Raw genomic sequence first — 23,985 nt, 5'->3', positions numbered from 1 at the left:
GGTTTATAAATAGCATGAAAGATAGGATCGCCAAACAGATCACACTTCTAAATTTCAATTAATTGGCTGAATTGAATAACTATCTATGCTGATTGTATCCTGTTTGCTTACCCAAACTCTGACTTCCAAGTCCTGCACGGATTTCTCAAGAGTGACATTTCCTGAAACCAGTATTCCTTTTTCTTTTCCCATTTCCTTATCAACAGGGAATCTTGCATGCTCTATGGTGCCTTCTTCAGAGACCACATCCACCCATGCTGAATCAATGGTTGAGGCACTTCCCTTTACGGTTAAATGATATTTTCCTGCCTTCAGAGACTTATAAGGCCCATAAAGCAAGAATCCGCTTTCACCCGTACTCACAAGTGCTCTGTTTTTAATGGCTCCAACCTGAGTGAAGGTTGTGGATTTAGAAAAATCCGTCCGGTGAAGCGATTGCCGAGAACCTGCCTTCTCCTTGCTGATAAGTTCAATAGAATGCAAGGCAACACCCAACACCCGGGCATCAGCGCTGTTTTCTAATTCACTTGGTGAAATCGCCTTTGGGACCTTGATTGAAAGGACCTGATTGGATGCAGTTGTTGAAAGCGGTATTCGAATCTTTTGTAAGCTACTGCTCCGGACGGTAATAGGGTCAAGGAGTCGGGTCCCTTCTTCTTTTGTCTCAAAGAAAACCTCGACGGGCCGTTTTTCAGATGCGCCGTATACAGACAATGTTAACATTGCTGAGCAGTTATCAGATCTGCATCTTTCCGGCACCGGCAACCGCAAGTCGGCTTCCGGGCCTGACCAGACATGAGATTTTTCCAGTTCATGCCAGCCAGAACCCAAGACAGATAAAATTTCCGAAGAAAAGTTTTTCACCTCAATGGGATATTCAAGCATTTCCTTGGTATTTTGTTTTGTTCTCCCTGACTCAAATCTCACTATTGTGTAATATTTTCTTTTTTTTACATCTACATTCTCGGAATTCATCAACTCTCGTACGATTGGACTCAACTCATCTTTAAATTTCAAAGGGGGAGGCCAAGCATGCGCCGCCCAAAGCATGTCTATATATGGAAGTACAACAGCATTGGCTGTACCTCTGGATAAAAGACTAACAACTCTTTTTGTAAAGCCTTCATTGATTTTTCCCATCTGAAAATGCCGCATGCTCATTGGCCAATACTTCATAGCTTCCTTCAAATTTTTGTCCCCGCCTATGTTAAAAGTTTTTATGTCTAAGCGGGCAGCAATATAGTTGACCAAGAAATCATTTCGGTAGGGCAAAAACGCCAACAATTCGCCTTTCTTGAAGAATGGCTCCATATCAGAAATCAGTTCTTCATCAATATTTAGAAAAGAATCCCGGTATTTAACCTTTGTTTCCCAAGTATTGGCAATATGCGGCAAATTAAAGATAATTAAAAGAACTAAAATCAAGAATATTATCCCAGGGTAAAGTCTGCTTCTTCCCATTGCGAGGACAATAAGAAGCCAAAATCCGAAAATGCTAAGAGCCATCCATCTGTAGGCGGCTCGCATGTTTTGAAAACCGGGCACATTTTTATATAATAAGGCGTTACCTGTAGAGCATATGGCCAAATCTTCCGGCATCATAGGGGACGTTTGTCCTGTTTCAATCATTGATTCAGGCCGGATAGAGTTTATTTTTAAAGAGGGGCCCAAAGACATGTATAAACCAAAAAGGGCAACAATAAGCAAGCCTGTGGCAACAAGAGTCTTTTTTTTGGCATACCACCATGCGATAACTCCACCAATAGTAATAGGCAGGCAAAATGTAGTGTTCCAAACAGATCCGTCCCCGAAAAAATCCCGACTCGAACGCGAAATGCTCAACCCAATTGCATCCCAGAACCAAAGAATGCCTTGCGTTGGAATTGCAAGAAAAGTCAGGTCAACTCCCCAACCGCGAAAAAAACCGAGCGGCGATGCTGCAAACTGTGCCTTGCCTATGTATAGTGCGTAAAGAGTGTATGCCAATCCAAATGCAACGACATAAACCGGCATTGCAAAGGAGAGTAGGTAACGACGCAATTTGAAATAGCGTATAAAGAAATATAATCCAAGCAGTCCTGTACCTGCGGCAAACATCATGAAAGTATATCCGTCCATGAATACAGAGATCAGGCAGGCAATTATAAAGCCAATGCTTTTTAAAAATAAAGTATGGTTGATTTCATTTTCATTTTTCATCAAAAGAAAAAGTGCCATCAGGAAATAGAAAGGAAGCAAGGCCATACCGAGAGAAACCATGGAATACCCTGCGTGAGCCCAAATAATCGGCGTGCTCATCCATAAAACAGCAGCAATTAATCCCGAAAAGGGGCGCATATTAAATACACGACTTAAGCGCCAAGCAGCAAAAAAGCTGATTGACAGCCATATCGCGGACATCAAAGCATATGCATCTGCGGGATGAAATCCTATGGAAATAAAGAGGCCTGTCGGGAGCGCACCTGCAAGTCCAAAAGCTATAGCTGAGGCCTGCGGTGCTCCAAAATTGCTTGCATAAATGGCAAAGCCTGATTGGTTGGCAAAAGATTGGCCAAATCCAGCTGTCCACACAGCTTGGCCCAGTGTTGGCACAGCGAAAAAAGGCACCGCACCGTGTAAAAACAGAACAAAACTCAATAGTATCAAAAATAAAACTATATTTTTTATAGATACCGACTTTTCTTCAATCATTGGCATTCGTATGGATACCTTTTCAGTTCACCAAGTAGGCCCTTGCAAAAAAGACAGCGACTCCGACCACCGTGATTCAGCGGTTCAGTGATACAGCCAGCAAAAGCTCGGTTTCAGGCATTTGGACTCCGAGCAGAAACAAAATCACAACCTCACGGCCCCGGTAGCCCTGCACGCGCCCCCGGGTTTACAAGCCCGATATATGTATCCAGATCCGCAACCCACCATAAACTCAAAATTAATCTTTACTCCTATGACGTAGCAACGAATGGCAGCGTGAGAAAAAAAGATTATGCCCCTGTTAGTCGCTGCCTGACCTTTCACTCGTACTCAAACATCCACCTCAGCGTCTCCCCCAATGAGATCCCGGGGGTATAGCCAACCAGGCGGGACAATTTTTCATTGCTGCCTTGAAGCACCGGGATGTCATTGGAACGGACGAAATCCGGATTGACCCGGACCTCGATATCATAACCGGCGATTGTCTGCAGTTCTTCAATGATCCATTTCAACGATACCGCTTTTCCTGAACAGATGTTAAAGGTTTCAGAATGAACATCAGACGCCAGCAAGGCCTGATAAGCCCGGGCAACGTCGCGGACATCGGAAAAATCCCTGCTGATGTCAATATTGCCAAGCTCAATACTCGCAGCGCCGCGTCTGAAATGGCTCACGATTTTGGGAATCAGAAAGCGTTCATCCTGGCCCGCACCGGTGTAGTTAAAGGGCCGGGTGATGACAATGGGCAATCTGTCAAACCAGGTGCGCACCATGTGCTCCATGGCCAGTTTGCTGCAGGCATAATGGTTGACCGGCGCGGGGCAGATCCCTTCATCGATGACTTCGCGCGCATTGGCCCCATAAACATTGGCACTGCTGGCAATCACTATCTTTTTGGGAGCCGCATCAAGGGCGTCCAGGGCATGGAGAAGATTTAAGGTTCCCAGCACATTGACCCGGTAAAAGGCTTCCTTGTCCGGGTGCCCCACAAAAGACAAGGCCGCAAGATGAACCACATAATCGGGCTGTACTGTTCTGACGGCCTGGTGCACGGCATCCGGATCGGTCAGATCGCAGGCTATGGCATCTCCGCTTTCGGCCTTTTGCCCCAGACCCACAACCTTAAAGCCCCGGGCTTCCATATCCCGGGTTAAATATCGGCCTGTAAACCCAAAGGCTCCTGTTATAAGTACAGCGGGCATAAACGGCCCCTTAGTAACAATATCCGTTGCGGTTTCTCCGGATGTCGGCTTCAACCATCATCCGGCACATGTCTTCCAGGCTGGTGTGTGCCTCCCAGCCGAGGACTTCCCGGGCCAGGCCGGCATCTCCGATGAGCTGCTCCACCTCGGCCGGACGATAGAATCTGGGATTTACAGCCACAACCGTTTTTCCCGTGGCCCGGTCAATGCCCTTTTCCTTTTGCCCCTCTCCTTCCCAGGCCAGGTCAATATGGACTGCCTTTAAGGCCATGGTCACAAAATCGCGGACACTCTGGTTTCTGCCCGTGGCCAGCACAAATGTACCCGGCTCATCAGCCTGAAGCATGCGCCACATGCCCTCGACATACTCCGGGGCATACCCCCAGTCCCGTTTGGCATCCAGATTTCCCAGTTCCAGGACATCCAGCATGCCGAGATGCATTTTGGCGGCCGCATCGGTGATTTTCCGGGTTACGAACTCAATGCCCCGAAGCGGTGATTCGTGATTGAACAAAATGCCGCTGGTGCCGAAAATATTGTAGGCTTCGCGATAGTTGACAGTCATCCAGTGGGCGTAGAGTTTGGCCACCCCGTAAGGGCTGCGGGGATAAAACCGGGTCTGCTCGTTTTGCGGAATGGTCTGCACCTGGCCAAACATCTCCGAGGTCGAGGCCTGGTAAAATCGAATGCCGGGATTGATGATCCGGATGGACTCCAAAAGATTGACCGCTCCCAGGCCGGTGATCTCGCCGGTGGTGATCGGCTGTTCAAAGGATACGCCCACAAAGCTCTGGGCCGCCAGGTTATAGATCTCGTCTGGTTTGCTTTTCTGCACCAGCCGGATTGTTGTGGACAGATCGGTCAGATCGAATTCAACCAGATGCAGGTTTGGATTGTTTTCAATTCCAAGCTCCTGCATGCGCCAGAAATTCACCGAGCTTGTCCGGCGGTATGTGCCGTATACGGTGTATCCCTTCCCGAGCAGAAGCTCGGCCAAATAGGCCCCATCCTGGCCGGTGATGCCGGTGATAATTGCAGTCTCGCTCATTGGTTTACGCCTTTAAGGTTTACTTTATTCGTAAATCAAATTCCACATCAAACATTGAGTAATCTTATCTGGTTTTTTCTTCATAACACAATTTTTTAATATTATATCTGCCGAAATTTAGGTCAGATTCAAAATTTAAGTCATCTATTGTAATATAGGCACATGGAAATTTAACGCTGTCCATGGGTTGAATATGCATACTTTTTAAACCCCATTCATTACCATGATTATCGGATAAAATTTCAATATTAAAATAAGGAGGATTTCCGGTTGCTATCACTGTAATAATCTTTTCTCTTGCTATACTATAAATATTTCCGCGAGAATCTTTAATAATAGTATTTTTCTTTTTGTTCTTAGATGAACATATTCCTAATTTATATATTCCCTGACGAGCAACTTTTACTTTGATAGTTGTTGGTGTATTACCAACTAAGCCATCGTTATTTTGAAAATAAAGTTTTTCACTATTGTCAATAGTTATACCCGGTATCGACGCTAAATTTTCAATTGAATAGGTAATAGAATCAGGTTTAACAAAGGCGTTGGAAGATTGTCCAAAAAAAATCAAGCTATTACCATAAGGGTAGCCATAGAGCGAATTTGATCCAGTCCAAAATTTATAAATATAGTCATTTGATTTTATGTTATCAGACTCAAATTCATTTGGATTAAATACACCAGGCAATAAGTCCTTTTTTGTTAGATAGCGCATTAAATGGTTAAAATCAGAAGGAGATTTAGATATCTTGAACATATAATAATGAGAGGTGGAAAATGTTGCTATTGTTAATATTGATAAAAACGAAATAAAGATTAGCTTTAGGAACTTACGGTGAGTTAAACTTCCTAAAAACAAGCAACTCAATAGCAATGAAATTATTAATAGAAGCTGAAGATTCCAATCAAGTTGGAGCTCTCTTGGCCAATGAATACCTGTTTTGTTATATATAAAGCTATATAAAGTTAATGCAGGAGAATTAATCATGTCATAAGCGCTCAAGTGTTTAAGCAACCCACTGCCAAATACAATTATTATTCCCAAAGCAGAAAAACAAAAATACTCAATTTTTCTTAAAAACATAACCTTACTTAGATTCCCAATATAAGCTGATAAGCCTATTATAAACACAAGAACCATGGGGCTATCTAAATATCGCCCCATGGGAATTTCATGAAATAATTCAATATGGGGTGTAAATGTGCGATGAACTATTACAAGCGCTAAATAGCCCAAAATGCTAACGCCTGTATAAATAATAAGTATCTGATTCGTCCAATCTATTGATTTAATCCGTGTTAATAAAAGAATGAAAATAGTAAAAAGGGAAATATATCCAGTTAAATATATTATTCCTATATTGATTAATAACGCATGAGATAAATAAAATACCATTTCTATAAAAGATATTTCTGGTGACAGCGAATGAGAATAGCCACTAATTGACGAACTATAACACATACGAAAGATAAACATCCCTGCAACCATTGTAATAGCAGGAATCAAAGCATATACTACACATTTAATATTTGTTTTGCGGATTATTATTAATAATAAAACGATTGAGATAAAGGCACCAACATCAACTATTCCACCTTGTTTTGATAGAAAAGAAAGACCTGCTACAATACTAGCTATACTTGCCCAAAAAGTTGAATATGGAGATTCAGCAAATTTGACTGCGCAAAATGCTGTAGCGAAAAAAAGAAAATAAGAAAGAGGATTAGCCCAGACCAGGAAAGTGCTAGAACTAAGGGGCAACAATACAGCCAAGCCAGATATAAAGAGGGCTTGCCTCCATGTGCTAAATAAGCGCAGGGCCAAATGGTAGAGAATGAACAAAGAGGAGGTATAAATTAATATGTTAAACAACTTAACTAACTCATAAGCTGTTATGATATCAAAATATTTAATAAGCGGAGAAATAAGAATAGGGTATAAAGGGTTGTATTGAGATATTAACAATTCCCCATTTTCAGCAATTTTTCTTGCATTTTGAAAGTATTCTGTTTCATCAGCAAATATAAAGGGTCCCGGGACGTAGAATTGCCATAAATATTTTATCAACGCAATTGCGCAAAAGACTACAAGTAGCCATATTACTTTAGCATGTATTTTTTTTCTAAAAAACATTTGGAGAGGATACAAAACCGTCTACCTTCTTTGGTTATTGGCACTCTTGTCCAAAAACGAAATTTTGTAGTTTAACGAGTCGGGCCCGGCGATGAAGGGGCTTGAAAAAAAATCCTCCTTGTGGGTAATGTTGTTTCGACCAAAAAACAATAAAAACCCAGAACCAAGGAGGATGCCCCATGATAAAGCACGCCAGCCTCTTCAGTCAACTGATTGCTTTGATTGACCGGAAAAAATTTCATGAGCTTGTATACCAGCATCAATCCGAGCGTTTTGCCAAAAAATTCAATTCATGGGAGCATTTTGTAGCCATGTTGTTTTGCCAGATCGCGCAGGCCAAAAGCTTAAGAGAAATTTGCGGCGGAGTTGCCTGCTGCATGGGCAAAATGAAGCACCTGGGCATGAAAAAAGCTCCGAATAAATCAACCCTGTCATATGCAAATGCCCACAGGCCTTGGGAGATGTTTCAGGACCTGTTCTATGAAATGCTTGCCACGTGCAAGATGGCTACCCCCGGCAAGCATAAGTTCCGCTTTAAAAACAAGCTGCTCTCTCTTGACAGCACCACTATATCCTTGTGCTTATCCCTGTTTCCATGGGCAAAGTTCCGCAGAACCAAGGGTGCTGTAAAACTGCATCTTCTGCTGGATCATGACGGGTATATGCCATCTTACGCTTATATTTCCAACGGAAAGAAGCATGATGTCACCATCGCCCGCACGATTTCACTTTCTCCCGGTTCTATCATCACCATGGATAGAGCCTACAACGACTACAGGCTTTTTGCCCTGTGGACCGAAGACAGGATTTATTTTGTCACCCGCCTGAAGGACAATGCCGATTACGAGGTGGTTAAAAACTTCAAGGTCCCCCAAAAGCGCAATATCCTGTCCGACCAATTGATCCGTTTCACCGGCGCAAGGGCTAAAAAAGACTGCCCCCATGATATGCGAAAGGCGGTGGTGTGGGATAATGTCAATTCGCGCCAGATTGTTCTTTTAACCAACCACCTGGATTTTGGTGCAAGCACAATATCCGCGATATACAAGGACCGATGGCAGATTGAGCTTTTCTTCAAGGCCCTGAAACAGAACCTGAAGGTGAAAACCTTTGTAGGCACAAGTGAAAATGCCCTTTACATCCAGATTTGGACAGCATTAATCGCCATGCTCATGGTCAAGTTTCTTCAGTTCAAGTCGAGATTCGGTTGGTCGCTGTCAAACCTGGTGGCTTTTTTGCGATGGAACCTTTTTACATACAGGGACTTATGGGAATGGATACATAGCCCATTCGAAGTATTGCCAATTGAACCGCAGCCTGTCCAATATTCGTTGCCACTTCAGGTTCCTGGACAGCACCTGTACTAAAAACAGAAACCTTTGCCCTGAAAATTCAAATTTTCCGATTTAACTCATTGAATTTATGATGTCAGAGAACCAATTTTCAGATTATTTTGGACAGCAGTGGGTTATTGGATAAAATTTGTTTAATCTGCTCTGCACTCTGCTCCCAGGTCAGCCAGGGCATGTCATCAGAGCGGGGATGGGCGCCGGTTTTATAGAGCTCCAGCCATTGCTTTACTGCACCAGCCAAACCATCCGGTTCCTTGCCCTGAAAATAGTAGACATGATCGCCTGCCACCTCGCGGAGCACGGGAATATCCCGGGCTATAATGGGTAGTTTGTGCTGGGCTGCTTCAATTAGCGGCAGGCCAAAACCCTCGCCGTAGGAGGCGGCGATAAGGCAAGTGGAGGCAGCATAAATTTTTCCCAGGTATTCATCGCTGATTCCTGAAAGCCAGAACAGACGATTGTCGAGTTCGGGATGGGATCGGAGGCGTTGAACAGTTTCTGGAATGTTGCGGCGCATATTGTCGGGCACATCCAGCCATCCTTCCTTTCCGACAATAACCAGAGTTACGTCTATCCCATCCTCCCAGAGCTGAGTAAACGCCTCAATGGTTTGCAATTGCCCTTTGCGCGGCTCTATGGTTCCGACCATCAGAAAACTCGGGTGCGCTTTGAGATGCGCGAGTATTTTTTGCCCATTCCCAGGCTGGCCATGGCTGGGAGCTGAATGTTCGAAATCTGCCCCAAGGTGGAACCACTCTATTCTATATGGTCGCCTATTTTTCCAGTCAAACCCTGCTCGTTTTTGCCATGCGGCAAACTCGTCGGCAACTGCCCTGGAGATGCACACTGCCCCATCAAAACTTGAAATAGCCTGAAGCCATTGTCGGTGCATATTGTCTGAACCAGGAGGAAACACCTCCGGCATACGATCTGGTAAAAGGTCAAAAACAGTCGAAAAAACAGCAACACCATTATCCCGGTAGGCTGCAAACAACCCCGCTTTTTGTGCCTGAATAAGCACATCGCCGGACAGATCAAGCACCAGCACAATATCCCCATTCTGAGGTTCAACGATTTCGTCGTTAAGCGCTTGGGACGGGCACCCCAGCAAGTCAAGTATGTAACGCCGGGCGTAGCGATAGTGCCACGCTCCGCCGGCTTCAGTGAGATAAACAGGTTCGATGCGGTAGCCGGGCGGCGGTGCGTCCAACAAGGCGATCATCAGAGCTCGGGCCACACGTTCAATGCCTGTCTTGAGGTCATTCCGACAGGTGCCGGTCACATCCAAAAACAAGCGTTTGGCCGGCCTCGATGGTGGCAAGGAAGCTGCAATCGACTTGGAGAAGCGAATAAGTTCAGGCTCAGAAAACGAGGCCACTTCTGTTTTTTTGGCGATAGCGCGAATCAATGAAAGCTTAGAAACTTGGGCCCTGCGATGGAACCGCTCGATAGCTTCTGCGTAACGTCTGGCGCACTCCACAGGTGCGTGATTCTGATGCATGGTTTCACAGGCGCATCTCCCGAGAACTCGCCGCCTTTGAGGGTCTCGCCTTAATGTTTCCAAAGCTTCAATGAGGTCGGCGTCCTTAAACTCGTCCGGCAGCATCCATGCGGTCTCACAGTCCAGTTCAGCCATCGAGCCGTTGCGATTCACAATCAGCGGCAAAGCGTAATTCAGACAATCCAAGACGGCCGCGGATGTTTCCCCGCGCGATAACGTGCGCAGTTGCACTGCCATATCCGCAGCCATAAGATACAGACAAAACTCTTCGGCTGAAGCAAAGCCAGTGATGCGTATGCGCTTTTTGAGGCCACTGTCTCTAATACTTCGAAGCAGGCCACTGCCGTAGCCATCACAGCAGTTTTCGCCAACAAAAATCAAATAACAATGCTTGTCCCGGGAAAGTGAACTGGCAAGCCAGCATTCAAGCAGGCGATGGTTTAGTTTGGTTGCATCCAGAAAACCAAAACTGCAGACAATAAAATCATCTTCTCTGAAGCCGAGTTGTCTTTTGGCTTTATTCTTGTCAAATAATGGGGCCGGAGTGCGCAGGGGAGGAATGACAACATAATTGTCGGGATTGTTGTCCCCATACCATTGGTGAGCAAGCTGCCGCGAATAATCAGAATGAACGATAATTCCTTGGGCATACTGCAAAACATTAAAGTTGGCCGGGTATTTGCGTTTTGCTCCTTCGGCATCGCGATATCGTGCGCATACAGAACCATATCCATGGGCTTCATAAAGCGATTTGGTCCAAGCATATTCGACGCCCGCATTCATTTCCAACCAAGACATCAGCCCACTCATGTAGAAATCGTGCAGCACTACCGTACCCGGAATTTCCGTTACTAATGAAAGCATATGTTGATGGAAAGGTGAATTACCGAACTGGTAAATCACCCTGTCCAGTTCACTATCATGGTGCCTTAGCCAGGAAACATCTCTAATTTTACAATGCCTGCTAACCCAAGTATCATCGACTCGTGCCTGCGGCGTCACCACGACGATTTCATAATATTCCGCCAAAAAAGGCACGAGTTCGGCGCTGTAATCTGCTATACCGGTTCGTTCGGGTGGGAGTGGCGAGACGTAAGCCAACATAGGCCGGCTTTCAGGGAAAACAATTTTTTTTTCGTTTCCAGCTTCTTTATCATAATAATTTTCTAAAAATTCTAACGCTCGCAGTGCACTCTTTTCCCAGGAAAACTTTTTTTTCTGTCTGGATGAGTGTTTCAAGAGTTCTGATCTAAAGCTTTTGTCAGTTAGCCCTTGCACAATCTTGTCTGAAATTTCTTTTTCCGATGAAAGGTTGAAAAGCGCTTTTTCATTGCCAATAACTTCCGGCAGGCTGCTGTTGTTGCTGCATATGGTCGGTGCACCGCATGACATGGCCTCAAGTACTGGCAGCCCGAACCCTTCGTGCCAAGATGGAAAGACAAAAAGTTTACAATGATTATAGAGCTGTAACAACATTTCGTCAGTCACATAGCCTGTAAAGATAACTTGGTTCTCGTTTAAGCCAGCCTTCTTGGCGGTTTTTTTCAGGAGTCCAATTTCCCCTTCAGGCATTTTCCCAGCCAAAACAAGATGGTATTCTGCTCTCAGTTTTGGAGATAGCTCGGAATAAGCCCTGATCAGACTGTGCAAGTTTTTTCTAAAGTCCGAGCCACCGGTATATAAAATGAAGGGCTTATTGATACGATATCGGTTCGTTAAAACTTGGAAATCCTTTTTCGAGCTTTCTAAGCTACAAAATTTATCATCGCAGGCAGTAGAAATATTTACGGTGTATTTATTGTCATTGCCAATAATTTCCAGTGCTTCTCTTTCGGTGGCATTTGAAATACAAAGCCATCCGGTTGCCTTTTTGAGATGCTCGATCTTGTTCAGGTAATATTTTTTATAACCAGGATTAGGAGTCAAATAATGTTCAGGGCTTAGTAATGGAATAAGATCATATAGCGTTGCAAAAACAGGAGTCTTTTGATCAAAAAGACCAACACTTGTCACAGCATCGTCCACAAATCCCTCAAAGAGACTGGTCACGAAAATAATATCCGGATTCAGGCTGGCCAGAAATGCTTCCCTGATAAATTCTGCTGCCTGGCGGCGGCATTCGTTGCCGGGTTCGCATTCCCGTACCGGGCCGGGAGCATACCAGACACGAATATTTTCCCGGGGCAGCAGCCCCTCGAATTCAGCGCGGATAGGCTCAATGGTATCGCGCAAAAGTCCGTTTAGGGCAATGACGATCTCGTGATTGCCCCGTTGCTTTACCATCTCCCTGGTCAGGGACATGGAGTAGCGGCCGATACCGCGAAAACGGCTTTCAGTCTGGGCACCTTGCAGGTCAATGACAATGCGCATGGGTTTTTATTTCTTCTGCTGCTGATTGATGGCTTTTTTCAGGTCGGCATAGACGCGTCTGGCAGTAGGGCTCATATTCTTTGTATCGGAACTTATCCCATAGAATTGATCCGCATGGTCGAAAGAATGGGCTGAACCAATGGCAATACGCTGCAACCTGCCCCTCAGCCGCGGAAACCGCATGAGCCCGGCATCAATCCGGCTCCTTAACCATGGCCGGGCCAGCACAATGTGTATTGTTGGCACCAGAACGGCCCTGGCACCATTTTTCAGTAAATTTCGCAAAAAATGAATAAGATCTTTTGTTTTGCGCAGCGGCCAGGTGACACGCCAGGAAGTACTTGAGTATACCGAGTTGAGTTGGTCATGGAGCTGGCGGGCTGTTGCTTGTGCATCTCTGGCTTGGATCTCGGCCTGCTCTATCCTTTTCCTATTTTGCAGGTCATAGCTATTTGCAAGCGTTTCTAAAGTTACCCCCCAATCGCCTTCAAAAATCGCACCTGTCTTTTTCAACAGTTCTTCGTCAGCTGATTTTTGAGCTATTACGGCATAATCTGGGCTTACACCGACAAAAACATTCCTAAGAGTCAAATTGTCTAATGTTTGAACGTCCTTTGATTCCTGAAGGCGCAAGGTTTTAATTCTTTCAAATCCATAATATTCCGGCAAAAAAGACAGGAGCTGAGGTGGAATAGGCCGTTGATGAGTTGGGTCTAAATAGAAATTTGCTGTCCCTACCTGTATATTCTCAGGATTGGGTGTTTCCATCATCAAAATTCCGCCTCTTTTCAGTACCCGAAATGACTCTTCAACAAGTTTTTTTAATTCATCAAAAGGGAGATGTTCAACCAGATGAAAAGCTGAAACAATAACTTGACTCTCCTTCGGAAGAAGCTCAAGAAAATTCAGGGCATCACCTTCACTCACATCAAGCTTTAGTTCTTGGCATACATCGAGCATTGCTCTGTCGATATCCACGCCTTTTGCACTTAGTCCCTTTTCATGAAGCAACTCAAGCCATTCGCCCCGGCCGCACCCCAGATCGACTGCTGAAAAATTTTTATAGCACTGGGATAGAGAATCTATAATTTGAGAATAAACCGAGAGCCGCTTCTTGATAACATCCCGTGATCCCCTAAACTTATCCTCAAAAGACCTATAAAACCCATCACTCATACTTGATTGACCTCGATAATCGGTTCAATCCAAGAACTTCCAGTGAATTGGACCTTATCAAAATTTATGACATCAAAAATCATTGCTAAATCTATCCATTCATAATTGGCTGTAATATGAGAATCTCTATCGGTCAGGGCTGTAGTGATCGCATAACTCCCCACCCCCAGATTTGCCGGAAAGGATATAGTAAAATTGTATACATCATTCTGAACAGGGTTTTGTATGGCCTGGCCTGTATGCCAGGTATTGGTACCGTACATAACCTGGCCCAGCCTGTCCTTGATCGCATAGCCCAGGACCAGGGATTCAAGATCATCAAAGACCTTAACCTTGATGCGCAGTTCCACATGCTCTCCGACTCCGATATGCTCCGCAGGCTCGCCTTTGGAATTGTACAGGCCGATGCTTTGGACCTTTGCCTGGCCGGTGCCGGAGACAGTCTGCTTTTTGCCGCAATCCAGTTCCCGGACTTCCACCGTGGTATTTTCTTTCATGGCGATCATGGCATTGTAGAAATCCATGATCTCTTCTGGATCACCATCCTTGACCGCCTCTCCCTTTTCCAGAAGAATGGCCCTGTCACAGAGGGATTGCACAGCCGACTTATCGTGGGAAACAAACAGCAGGGACGTTCCCTGTTCCCTGAACCTGCGGATGCGTTCAAAACTCTTGTGCTGGAAATAGGCATCTCCCACAGACAGGGCCTCGTCGACAATCAGGACATCCGGCCGGACGGCCGTGGCCAGGCTGAAGGCCACCCGCATCTGCATGCCGCTGGAATAGGTGCGCATGGGCTCGTCAAAATAATCTCCGATTTGGGCAAATGCCTCGACTTCGGGCATGAACCCGGCAATCTGCTTTTGGGAAAAACCCATTAATCCGCCGCTGTGATACACATTCTGCCGGGCGGTAAATTCGGGATTGAATCCCAGGCCCAGCTCCAGCAGGGCGGAAATATGGCCGTTGACCATGATCCGTCCGTGAGTGGGGACCAACGTTCCGGTAATGATCTTGAGCAGTGTGCTCTTGCCCGCGCCGTTTTGCCCCACGATTCCGATGGCCTGGCCGGGCATCATTCCAAAGGAAATATCGCGAAGGACGACAAACTCCTCTGCCGGCTTTGGCGACAGACCAAACCAGGTAGCGACCCGCTGCAGCTCTCTTCGGTAGGTGCGAAAGATCTTGGTGATACCGCTGACTTCCATTACCGGCGCTGTCATAACACATCCACCATTTCCGGGCTGGCCTGGCGAAACATCCAAAAGGCCGCAGCCAGCAAAACTGCTGCCATGCCGGCGAGCCCCAGCAAGGGAAACCACTGTACGGGCTCTCCAAAAGCCAGCACGTTCCGGTAACCCTGCACCAGGTAGAACACCGGGTTGAGCTGAAGAAAAAACTTCACCTGATCCGGCACAATGGAAACAGGATAGACAATGGGGGTGCCCCAGAAGCCGATCTGCAATATCAGGGGCACCGCCTGGCCGACATCGCGGATGAATACATTGAGAATGCCGAAAATCAATCCAAAACCAAGGCCAAGGGCAGCCGTAAGGGCAACCAGAACGGGCAAATAGATGATTTGCCAGGTAACCCAGTGGCCTACGAGTAAAAATATAAACAGCCCGGCAAAAATAAATAAGATGTTGTTTACCAGTGCCGTGCCCACCGTGATGCAGGGCAGGCAAACTTTCGGAAATACAACTTTTTTCATCAGATTTCCGTTGGCGATAAACATATTCAGGGAACGGATAATCACGTTGGAAAACAGTTCCCAGCAGGCGATCCCGGAAACCAGATAGATGGCGTAGCCAAACCGGTTTTCCTCCAGTCCCGGCAGCTTTGCTCCCAACACCGCAGAGAGAATCACCGCATAGATGGCCACCATGACCAGCGGTTCAATCACCATCCACAGCCCGCCCAGGCGGCTGCGGATGAAATTGCTGATAAACTCGTTTTTGACAGAGGTGATGATAAAGTTCCGATATGCCCAGGCGGCGCGGATCAATGCGCTCATGACGGGTATTTTCCCTATACTTTGGTTTGTCTTGATTTAGCTGCAAAACGCATGGATGGGTTCATGGTTTTTGGTCATAAGTCTCTGTTTCCCTCCGGCCTTGCTCCTTTAAATCCGAAACAATGGACTTTATCTCCTGGACCCGGTTTAAAGTCGAGACCATAACCGCATCCGGCGTATCAATCAAAACCAGGCTGTCCACCCCCAATGCAGCCACCAGCCGGGAATCGGAATGAAAATAGCTGTTGTTCACATCCCGGATATATATATCGCCAATACAGGCATTGCCTGAGGCATCTTTTTCCAAAACTTCATGGAGTGCCGACCAGGAGCCGATGTCACTCCAGCCGCAAGCCAGCGGAACCACCATGGCATGATGGGTTTTTTCCATAACCGCGTAATCAATGGAATCCGCCGGGCAGGCAGCGAAGGCATCTTCATCGAGGCGCACAAAATCGGTATCTTCTATCGCCTGGCTGACCGCCTTTTTGCAGGCCAGCAGCATTTCCGGGCTGTGGGCGCCAAGCTCCCGGAGATAAGCGGACGCTTTAAAAAGAAACATGCCGCTGTTCCAGAGGTAGCCGCCGGTTTCAACGTATTTTTCCGCGGCGGCCCGGTGTGGTTTTTCCACAAACTCCAGGACCGGCAGGGCTTCTGCCGCCTCCCCGGCCCGGGATGTGCGAATATAGCCATATCCTGTTTCCGGTTTGTCCGGAAGGATGCCAAAAGTGACCAGGCCGTCATTTTCTGCGGCCTTTTGACCTGCAATGACGGCCTGGGCAAAAGCCGCCGGGTCCGCAATATAATGGTCCGCCGGCAGGACAAGCAGCAAAGGGTCTTGTCCCGCATCCAGGGCCATCAAAGCCGCAGCCGCAATGGCCGGGGCGGTGTTGCGGGCCACTGGCTCAAGAACAATGCAAGAAGTCTTTACTCCGGCCTCCTGGGCCTGGGCGGCGACCATGAAACGGTGCTCCGCGTTGCAGACGAGCACAGGGGGATTGCAGTCGTCAACAGAGTTCAGGCGCAGCAGCGTAGACTGCAGCAGGGTCTCCTGGCCGCCCAGCATGGGCAAAAACTGCTTGGGATATAATCTGCGCGACATGGGCCACAGGCGGGTACCCGAACCCCCTGACAACACTACTGGTAAAATCATATCTTATCACAATCTCCATGTGATTTGGATCGTTAAAAAGAACGGAAAAAATTCACGCCCCTGTTTTTTGTGCCAAAGGCTTTATTTCCAAGCACTCCGCCCCTTTCGGGGACACAAAAAGCATCGCCGAAAAGGTTTCAAATTTGAACAACTTTGGTACTCTTTCTATGCTTTACTGTCAAGACACGTTTAATGACAAAAGGGGCACCCGTGTGGCCAGGCACCCCTTTTGCTCAATTTATCTTTGATTCGTTTTTCTACCACACAAATCCCGCCTGCAGATAACCGTTGTAGTAATCATAATCCTCGTTGTGCTGGCTGATCACGCCGAGCTTGATCCTAAAGACCTCCCGGCTGTAGATGCCGGCCAAATTCAGGACGGCCGAGGTCGATGCCATGGATTCTTTGATCACTGCATTCTGGCCCATCAGGCTCTGGGCCACTTCCATGTCATTGTCATTGAGGGCCCTTTTGACCCCCATACCGGCGGTTATCCTGAATGCCCCGTCATTTTCCAGGCGCCACTTCCTGGAGGCGTCAATTCCTGCAGACAGTTGAAACCAATCTTCGCTCAGGGAATCATAATGCGTGTTCCAGTCCGAATTGACCGCAACCTTTGAACTGTGGCCCCCGGTTCTCCAGTTGGTCCAGCTGAGCCCCATTGACGGGTAAATGCCCCAAGCCGACGCCTCAAACTTCATTCCGGCCTTTGCCCCGGTCAAAAAAGCATGGCTGTCATAGTCATCTGTTTCCCTTAATTCAAGGTTCATCCCGGTCCATCCGGAATAGTCGTGCTCTATTTTATTGTAGCTGGCAAAAAATTCTCCAAACCATTTGTTCTGGTTATATATTCCGTACACACCCGCGGTGTAGCCGTCCTGGTCCTCGTCATTGTTTTTGTAGGTGTCGGTAAAGTCAACATCGTTTCTGCCGTATCCGCCGAACACGCCAACGGTAAAAGCGTCAAGCTTTCTTTCATATCCCATGAAAAACCCTCTGGAATCAATGTCTGCGCCCAAACCTTTTTCCTTGATTTTTGTATAATACGGCAGAATATAGGCACCGTTTTTATAGGCACCGCCGGAGGTTCCCAGGTTGTATACATCGCTTGTGCCTGCTGAGGCCAGCAGTATCGGCTCCTTGTTTTTTTGTGCATCTGCAAGGAAGCTTCCCCCGCCAAATACGTGGCCGGATAGCAGATACTGCGAAAGCTGCGCCTGGCCGGCATATGCAGCTGTGCGAGCGGCCATGCCCGCCCTTGCCGACTTGTTGCCCTCGGGTGTAAAATTGAAGATCACAGCCGAATTCCCGGCCCTGTCGTCTCCATGCCAGTTCACTGTAATATCCGGGTTAGAAAAGCCTTTTTTAAGCGGCCCCCATGTGTTTGCAACCGTGCTGTCCTCATCCACCAGGTAATAGGGCTGGCCGAGAACCGTGTCACTAGCGCCGTCTGCAATAAGAGGCACGCCGTTTAGATCCAGGGTGCTCAGGGCATCGACATATATGGGTCTTTTTGTTTCAGCCGGGCTGCCGTGGAAAACATAGCCGAATCCGTCCTGAAGCGTTACATCTGATCCATTATAAAGGGACAGGGCGCGGGCATTGCCAGAGGAATACAGACGGCCGGTGTTGCTGAAATCCGCGGTGGTTTTGTCAAACACGACCGCAGAGGCTATTTTAAAACTGCCGCCATTGTCAGGGACTGTTTCTTCGAATTCACCAAGATCGGATACATCAACTTTGATTAGTCCACGGTTCCCAACCTGAACTTTATCGCCATCGCTTTCTCCGATCCAAATGCCTGCAGTCCTGAAGCTGGTCTCACTTGGACTGTTATCGACTGAAGCAGATACCTCTATTGTGCCCTGATTGTCTATTGTGGTTATTTTAGAATCTGATACGGCGTAATCTACAAAGATGCCCAGTGCATAAATATCGGCATTTCCGCTTATGTTTGTCAGATCCGCACTTGACTCTATGCTTCCTGTGTTGATAATGGTGCTGTCTTTTAAAGTTCTGGCCTCACCTAAAAGGTATCCAATCTGAATCCCGCTGGCCTGGGCCAAAGCGTCTCCGTTGACATTATTTAAATTTGCCCTTGCACTGATACTTCCCGAGTTATCAATGGTGCTGTTTTCTACTGTCATCGAGTATACACCTGTGGCCGAACCCGAGGCATCTCCCTGCGTTCCGTCAATGTTGGTCTCTGTTTCAATGATGCCGGAGTTTATAATTGTGCTCTCTATAACAGGCAGCTCAAAATATATGCCGAAGACAGGAGCACTGCTGGCATCAGACGCTGCGAAAATTCTGCCTTCATTGATGATGGAGCCGGAAAATTCCCTGTCGAAACCCACATAATGATTGTTGTAAACCCCCACAACTCCGGAAAATTTTTCATCTTCGGATAAAAAAACCCGAACATCCTCCCAGTTGATATATTCAAATGAGTTGACCTCTTCCCCCGTTTTGAAGGCAGACTTCGCGTATACCGGCATTGACATGAATATCAGTATGCATAACAAAGCTAAAATCCGGCTCCACATAATTTTCTCCTGGCTTTTAAGATTAAAAATCAACTTTCGAGGAATACATTTTAGACGGTATTTACAACAGAGGCCAAATTGGGCATACATTGAAGCTTAAAATATTTATAATTATTTCATGTTGTAATATCACAACTCTCTAATTATAAAATACAAATCCAAGTTGGCACCCATTCGTAAATTCAACATACTGAAAGTATACGAATGTCGAGCAATCCGCAGTGACCAGTAAGAGCCCCAGATGATATTGGCAAATTCAGTTCGGGCATAGAATATTGGAACCAATTGCGGTGTACAATACGCATTCTGCTTTTCGCTTCAGCGAGCCAATAAACTGATTAGATCAGTAGCAACCGTGAATTGCTGAACGGCTGCGAGATTACGAAGATGACTCCCTTCGGTTCATGGATATTGCTATTGTATCGTTTACCAACAACCGGGGAAAAATGATATCCGAATGTCCAAGGTGCAGCAGATTAAAAATTCAAATTAGGGATTGAGGCGGGATATCCGAACACCTCGAAATCTTTGCGGTATAGCCTGTATACGATCTTTGCGGCTGCACGTCCAGACTGCCCTACATAAAAACTTGAAATTTTTTTATCTGCCCCTGTCGGCGCAGAACCTGATTTAATAATTTTTTTACCAATATCCTCATGATATTTATTGGGGGTATCCAAATTCAAAGTTTTAAATAATCTGTGCATATCCGAATCCAACGATTCAGATCTTAATAAATAGTCAATCCTTGATTTTTCAGGCCACAAAAAATCTACCTGTGGAATCCAATGATGATCACTATATAACCCCCCATTTTCTAAAAAAGTTAGAAAAGAAAGAAAACCGTCTATAGAGGGCAAAAAAGATGGCTTAACCGATTGAAACCTTTTAATAAAAGCACTCATCGCAAATTTTTGTAAATATGCACTCAAAATTCTAGTATAAGGATTTCGGCACACTGTAAAAAAAGTGTAGTACTTTAATGGCAAAATTCCTTTCATCAATGTTTTTCCACCTAAATGAGAAAAATGCTCGTAGGTTATCTTTCGTCGATCCCAAAAATCAATCTCTTTTCCACCTGTTGAGAGATACAGATTAAAAAGCAAGGCCGTGTTTGCCGCTTTTGGTATTCTGATAAAGACAAATCTGTGTTGATTTGATACACAAATCGAGGATAGGGTTCTCCACGTTTTATAGATCGTAAGAATTCTTGGACTTCCCAAGACCACCGGGTTTAGAATTGAGGATGCAGCAACAAGAATTTCTTTATTCAGATCCATTCAGTTCCTTTATATTAGCTTCTTGATAAAAATTCTGACTTGTTGAGGTGCAACAAAATAGGAAGTCAGTCTACAAATATTCATAAAATTTAACACATTTTCTTTATGTAATTCTCTAACAAGAACTAAATATGCTTGCCAATTAAAATCATAACTCGCCCTACGAGCCAAAATATCTGTTATAGAATAGCATCTGGATTGAATAGTCATTTTTTCTTTATTTCTTAGATACCAAGCCCAGACTGTCTCAAAGCCTCCGGGTTGGCTTAAACCGTCCTTTTCTGTTACTATCCTTACACATACAGGCTCAGGGGGAATACATGTATTCAACTCGATTCCTGCACTCAGAACCCACTCAACATCCTCTAATTTATTAATTTTCTCATTAAATGGATATTTTAAGAATATATGGCGGGGTGCTACTATTGTTGAAGTATTAAACCCTCCCTTGCGATTCAAAACAGCATCACTAGATTTTATCATCCCTTGAAAATTTCCTTTTGGGCGGCGCCATATTCTTCCTGAGGGTGCATACACCATTTCGATCCCAGCAATTATAGCATTCTTATTATTCTGTTTTTCAAGGTAATTAAATTGTACCTCTAGCTTAGTCGGCAACCAGATATCATCGTCGTCTAACAATGCGATCCAATCACCCTTTGCGCACCCGATACCGAAATTACGGGTTACTGAGGCTTTACCCGAACGGGGGGCTTCAATATATTTTAAATGGTCATAATCCAAGGACGATAGAAGTTCAGCCTTCTCTCGGTCAGGCCCATCATTGGAGACAATAATTTCATATGGCGGTAGAGTCTGCGACAATACGCTCTTCACCGCTCGAAGTAAAAGATCATGTCTTTTATAAGACGGGATAACAACGGAAATCATCATTGGAGTGTCCTGCCAAAGAGAGAAAAGCTTTTGACTTTTTCAATTGCTCGGTGCGTATGGCAGAGGGTGGTTGGATTCATTCGTCTTTCATTAGCGATTCATCCAGATATCTCCTGGACTTGATCAATTCATTATCCATTATTGCCCGGGCTTTTTGAAAATTGATCCGATTTATCTTTTTCGGTCCATCTTTTCCGTCAGAGCCAATGTCCAAAAGGCAATCCTTGATTTCAAATCTGCGGCATGCGTCTTCAAGCCTGTCAAGCGAAATCTGGTTTGCCGGAGCCACTATTACCGGTTTGTTCAGCTTCAGTGCAAACATAAGGCCGTGAAACGAGCGCGTAACAACCATTGATGAATTTTTTAATAAGTTTACCCACTCAAGAGGGCCGACGGATTCCATGGATTCATATTTGCTGTCGGTATTATGGTCTCCTTCCATTCCCGGCGAGACCACAGGCAGATGGTACGCTTTTTCAAGTTGTTCCAAAGCCCTCTCTCCAGCATTGGTCCGGCCGTAATAAAAAATATATTCACCCGGAACTTGAATTGGTCTCGCATGTTCGGAAACAAAATCCCAGTCAATCAGCAGCGATGGATCCACTACCATGTTAACCGGCAGGTTGGTTATGCTTTGAATAATTTCTTTTGTAAACTCATCTCTCACTCCGATGGCGTGAAACTGCTCCACAAACCGCTTATATCGATGCAATTTCGCAATAGGTGCTGTCTTGGATCCGGCACAGGCCGCATACCCGATTTTACGAATTTCTGCCGGCGCATCCCTTAAAAAATATGTGTCCAGCGCTTTTTTACCGTATTTGGGATTCCACACCTGATCACTGCCGACAACCAGGGATTCAATGGCAGTTTCATTTCGAAGGGCCTTTTTCAGGGAATCGTATGGTTGGCTTAACTGAAGCCATTTGTTTCGAAACGCATCAAAACTGTTAGCCGCTTCTTTTTTTGACTCTATCGGCCAAACTTTGTCCTTGACGGTATCAAAAACACGCGAAAATCTTGATCTGGGCCGTATCGACCGATGAAACGGCCTGACATTTAAAATGGTCACATCATAACCGAGGCTGGCTATATACGTCTGTAGCCCGTATGCTTGGAGAAGAGCCCCGTAATTGTAAACGTGGTGAAACGTCAAAATACCTATCATTGAAATTCTTCCGTATATACTCCTGGTTGAAGACCAATTCGGGCTGAGATAAAAATCTTTTGAATGAAGTAGTTTATATTCTTAAGCAGGCTCTTTGAATTCGCCCTGAAATTCTCATTGGGAGCCGGATTATTTTTTGATATTTCTTATATTTGGAAAGTTTTGTGCTCAGTTCAAGCAGATCATTGTCCTTGTTAAATTCAACCAAATTTTTTTTATGAAAATTCCATGCTATTGAGGATTTATCAGAAATTTCAAAATGTATACGTCGAATTCTTGATTGCAATATCATTGGTTTTTTATACAAATAATACCTCAAGGATAAAGAATCTTTTTTATCAAAAAGAAGGCTTTGCTTTTGATTTATCACATTCAGCTGGCTTTGCATCACCCGTTTAATACTAATTTCAGACAATTTTAACTTACCACTACCACAGGCTTCATTGCCAATTAATTCATCAGCTTCTGTATTTCTTATTAATATAATACTATGGCCTTCCGGTTGTTTTTTATACTCCGGCAGCCAAGCGTCCATAAACGCAATGTCTGCACATTCGGCAAAGACATCATCGCAGTAAAAACATCCCGGTATTTGAAAAAAGCCATTTGCAAAAGCTTCGCCTACACCATCTCTCCATAGTACTTGTTTGAAGATTTCATTGCTCCCGCAGCCAGAATGAAAAAGAAAGCCCAAGTTAGAAGCTGGTTGAGTGAGATCTTTGGTTCGAAAAATCATTTCTCTTAGTTCATGAGGATCGCCGCCACCAAGAGCACAGATATATTCCGCAAAAAATTTTGAGCATTGGTGCCCGCATGTCAGTCCCAAGACATAAGGAATTCGCCTTTTAAGCTTCGGGAATATGTCCTGAGCCAAACGAATCGCCTTGCACACACAAGGAAGCCCGATAACTGCGTAACGGCCCTCATTGTTGAGAATATATTGCATAACCTGGCTGACTTCGACCGGATAATAGGCTGAGCGCCCGCTGGCGCGAATTTCTTCAACGCTATGGCAAATCCTGAACTCAAATAATTTGTCCGGGTCTTTGGTTCGTCCAACAGTCGCTACCGCCTCAACCTTGCCTGAGGCCAGAAGCGCCTCCAGAGTCCATGATGCCATCCCGCCGGAGGCCCCGGTTGCCCGATGCTCCTTAGAATAGCCAACATAGGAAGAAAGATAGTAACCAGTCTCGCTTTTGTACTGGACTCCTTCGGCTTTGCCGTACAACTTTTTTCCGATCTCTGTTTCGTCAGGGGTATTGCCATGGGCAGGGCAAACTTTATAGCAAATTTGACAATTCTTGCTGCAATCTGCGCATCCCTCAACTTCTATCGGACTATATTCTCCACGTGGGTTCCAGCGGATTTCCAGCCTCTCTTTCGGGCAAACCGCTGCACACATGCCGCAGCCCACACACCAGCCTTTTTGAACAACTTCTGTTATAATATTCAT

The 23,985-nt window shown here is 45.6% G+C and carries 15 protein-coding genes; 1 reads left to right on the top strand and 14 read right to left on the bottom strand.

Features of this window, described 5'->3' with window-relative positions; all coding sequences use genetic code 11:
- Positions 1 to 54: 54 nt before the first annotated feature.
- From HNR65_RS01570 to HNR65_RS01555, 4 genes are all read right to left on the bottom strand, one after another.
- Positions 55 to 2,691, bottom strand: a complete 2,637-nt coding sequence (locus HNR65_RS01570; RefSeq protein ID WP_181549686.1) for a glycosyltransferase family protein — start codon at positions 2,689 to 2,691, stop codon at positions 55 to 57.
- Between the two features lie 320 nt (positions 2,692 to 3,011).
- On the bottom strand, positions 3,012 to 3,893 hold the full coding sequence (locus HNR65_RS01565) for a GDP-mannose 4,6-dehydratase (RefSeq protein ID WP_181549685.1): 882 nt from the start codon (positions 3,891 to 3,893) through the stop codon (positions 3,012 to 3,014).
- 10 nt (positions 3,894 to 3,903) lie between these two features.
- Entirely contained in the window at positions 3,904 to 4,941 is a 1,038-nt protein-coding gene (gene gmd, locus HNR65_RS01560) for a GDP-mannose 4,6-dehydratase (protein ID WP_181549684.1), read from the bottom strand.
- A gap of 64 nt (positions 4,942 to 5,005) precedes the next feature.
- Entirely contained in the window at positions 5,006 to 7,090 is a 2,085-nt protein-coding gene (locus tag HNR65_RS01555; RefSeq protein ID WP_181549683.1) for an ArnT family glycosyltransferase, read from the bottom strand.
- 164 nt (positions 7,091 to 7,254) lie between these two features.
- On the opposite strand from HNR65_RS01555, the gene HNR65_RS01550 reads away from it, so the two are divergent.
- Complete coding sequence (locus HNR65_RS01550; protein WP_181549682.1) at positions 7,255 to 8,442, top strand: IS4 family transposase; 1,188 nt, start codon at positions 7,255 to 7,257, stop codon at positions 8,440 to 8,442.
- Positions 8,443 to 8,518: 76 nt separating this feature from the next.
- On the opposite strand, the gene HNR65_RS01545 is transcribed toward HNR65_RS01550, so the two are convergent.
- The 10 genes from HNR65_RS01545 to HNR65_RS01500 form a co-directional block, all read right to left on the bottom strand.
- Positions 8,519 to 12,298, bottom strand: a complete 3,780-nt coding sequence (locus HNR65_RS01545) for a glycosyltransferase (RefSeq protein WP_181549681.1) — start codon at positions 12,296 to 12,298, stop codon at positions 8,519 to 8,521.
- 6 nt (positions 12,299 to 12,304) lie between these two features.
- Positions 12,305 to 13,474 (bottom strand): class I SAM-dependent methyltransferase, encoded by a 1,170-nt coding sequence (locus tag HNR65_RS01540; RefSeq protein WP_181549680.1) that lies wholly within the window; start codon positions 13,472 to 13,474, stop codon positions 12,305 to 12,307.
- Positions 13,471 to 14,697, bottom strand: coding sequence for an ABC transporter ATP-binding protein (locus HNR65_RS18090; protein ID WP_220128244.1), 1,227 nt, complete (start codon positions 14,695 to 14,697; stop codon positions 13,471 to 13,473). Before HNR65_RS18090 ends, HNR65_RS01540 begins: the two co-directional genes overlap by 4 nt.
- A complete protein-coding gene (locus HNR65_RS01530) occupies positions 14,694 to 15,491 on the bottom strand; it encodes an ABC transporter permease (RefSeq protein ID WP_181549679.1) in 798 nt (265 codons plus the stop codon). Before HNR65_RS01530 ends, HNR65_RS18090 begins: the two co-directional genes overlap by 4 nt.
- Positions 15,492 to 15,552: 61 nt before the next feature.
- The gene (locus tag HNR65_RS01525) at positions 15,553 to 16,644 is read right to left on the bottom strand and encodes a mannose-1-phosphate guanylyltransferase/mannose-6-phosphate isomerase (protein ID WP_181549678.1); all 1,092 of its coding nucleotides are present in this window, start codon (positions 16,642 to 16,644) and stop codon (positions 15,553 to 15,555) included.
- 257 nt (positions 16,645 to 16,901) lie between these two features.
- Positions 16,902 to 19,142 (bottom strand): autotransporter family protein, encoded by a 2,241-nt coding sequence (locus HNR65_RS01520; protein WP_181549677.1) that lies wholly within the window; start codon positions 19,140 to 19,142, stop codon positions 16,902 to 16,904.
- Positions 19,143 to 19,666: 524 nt separating this feature from the next.
- Positions 19,667 to 20,470, bottom strand: a complete 804-nt coding sequence (locus HNR65_RS01515; protein WP_181549676.1) for a sulfotransferase family protein — start codon at positions 20,468 to 20,470, stop codon at positions 19,667 to 19,669.
- A 9-nt stretch (positions 20,471 to 20,479) separates the two neighbouring features.
- Positions 20,480 to 21,364 (bottom strand): glycosyltransferase family 2 protein, encoded by an 885-nt coding sequence (locus HNR65_RS01510; protein ID WP_181549675.1) that lies wholly within the window; start codon positions 21,362 to 21,364, stop codon positions 20,480 to 20,482.
- A gap of 76 nt (positions 21,365 to 21,440) precedes the next feature.
- Entirely contained in the window at positions 21,441 to 22,532 is a 1,092-nt protein-coding gene (locus HNR65_RS01505) for a polysaccharide pyruvyl transferase family protein (protein ID WP_181549674.1), read from the bottom strand.
- A gap of 73 nt (positions 22,533 to 22,605) precedes the next feature.
- Positions 22,606 to 23,985: a Coenzyme F420 hydrogenase/dehydrogenase, beta subunit C-terminal domain gene (locus tag HNR65_RS01500; RefSeq protein ID WP_181549673.1), complete on the bottom strand. Its 1,380-nt coding sequence runs from the start codon at positions 23,983 to 23,985 to the stop codon at positions 22,606 to 22,608.

The sequence above is a fragment of the Desulfosalsimonas propionicica genome (genome assembly GCF_013761005.1).
Classification (GTDB): Bacteria; Desulfobacterota; Desulfobacteria; order Desulfobacterales; family Desulfosalsimonadaceae; genus Desulfosalsimonas; species Desulfosalsimonas propionicica.
Note: the sequence above shows the minus strand (reverse complement) of the source record. Positions and strands in the feature narration are given on the sequence as shown.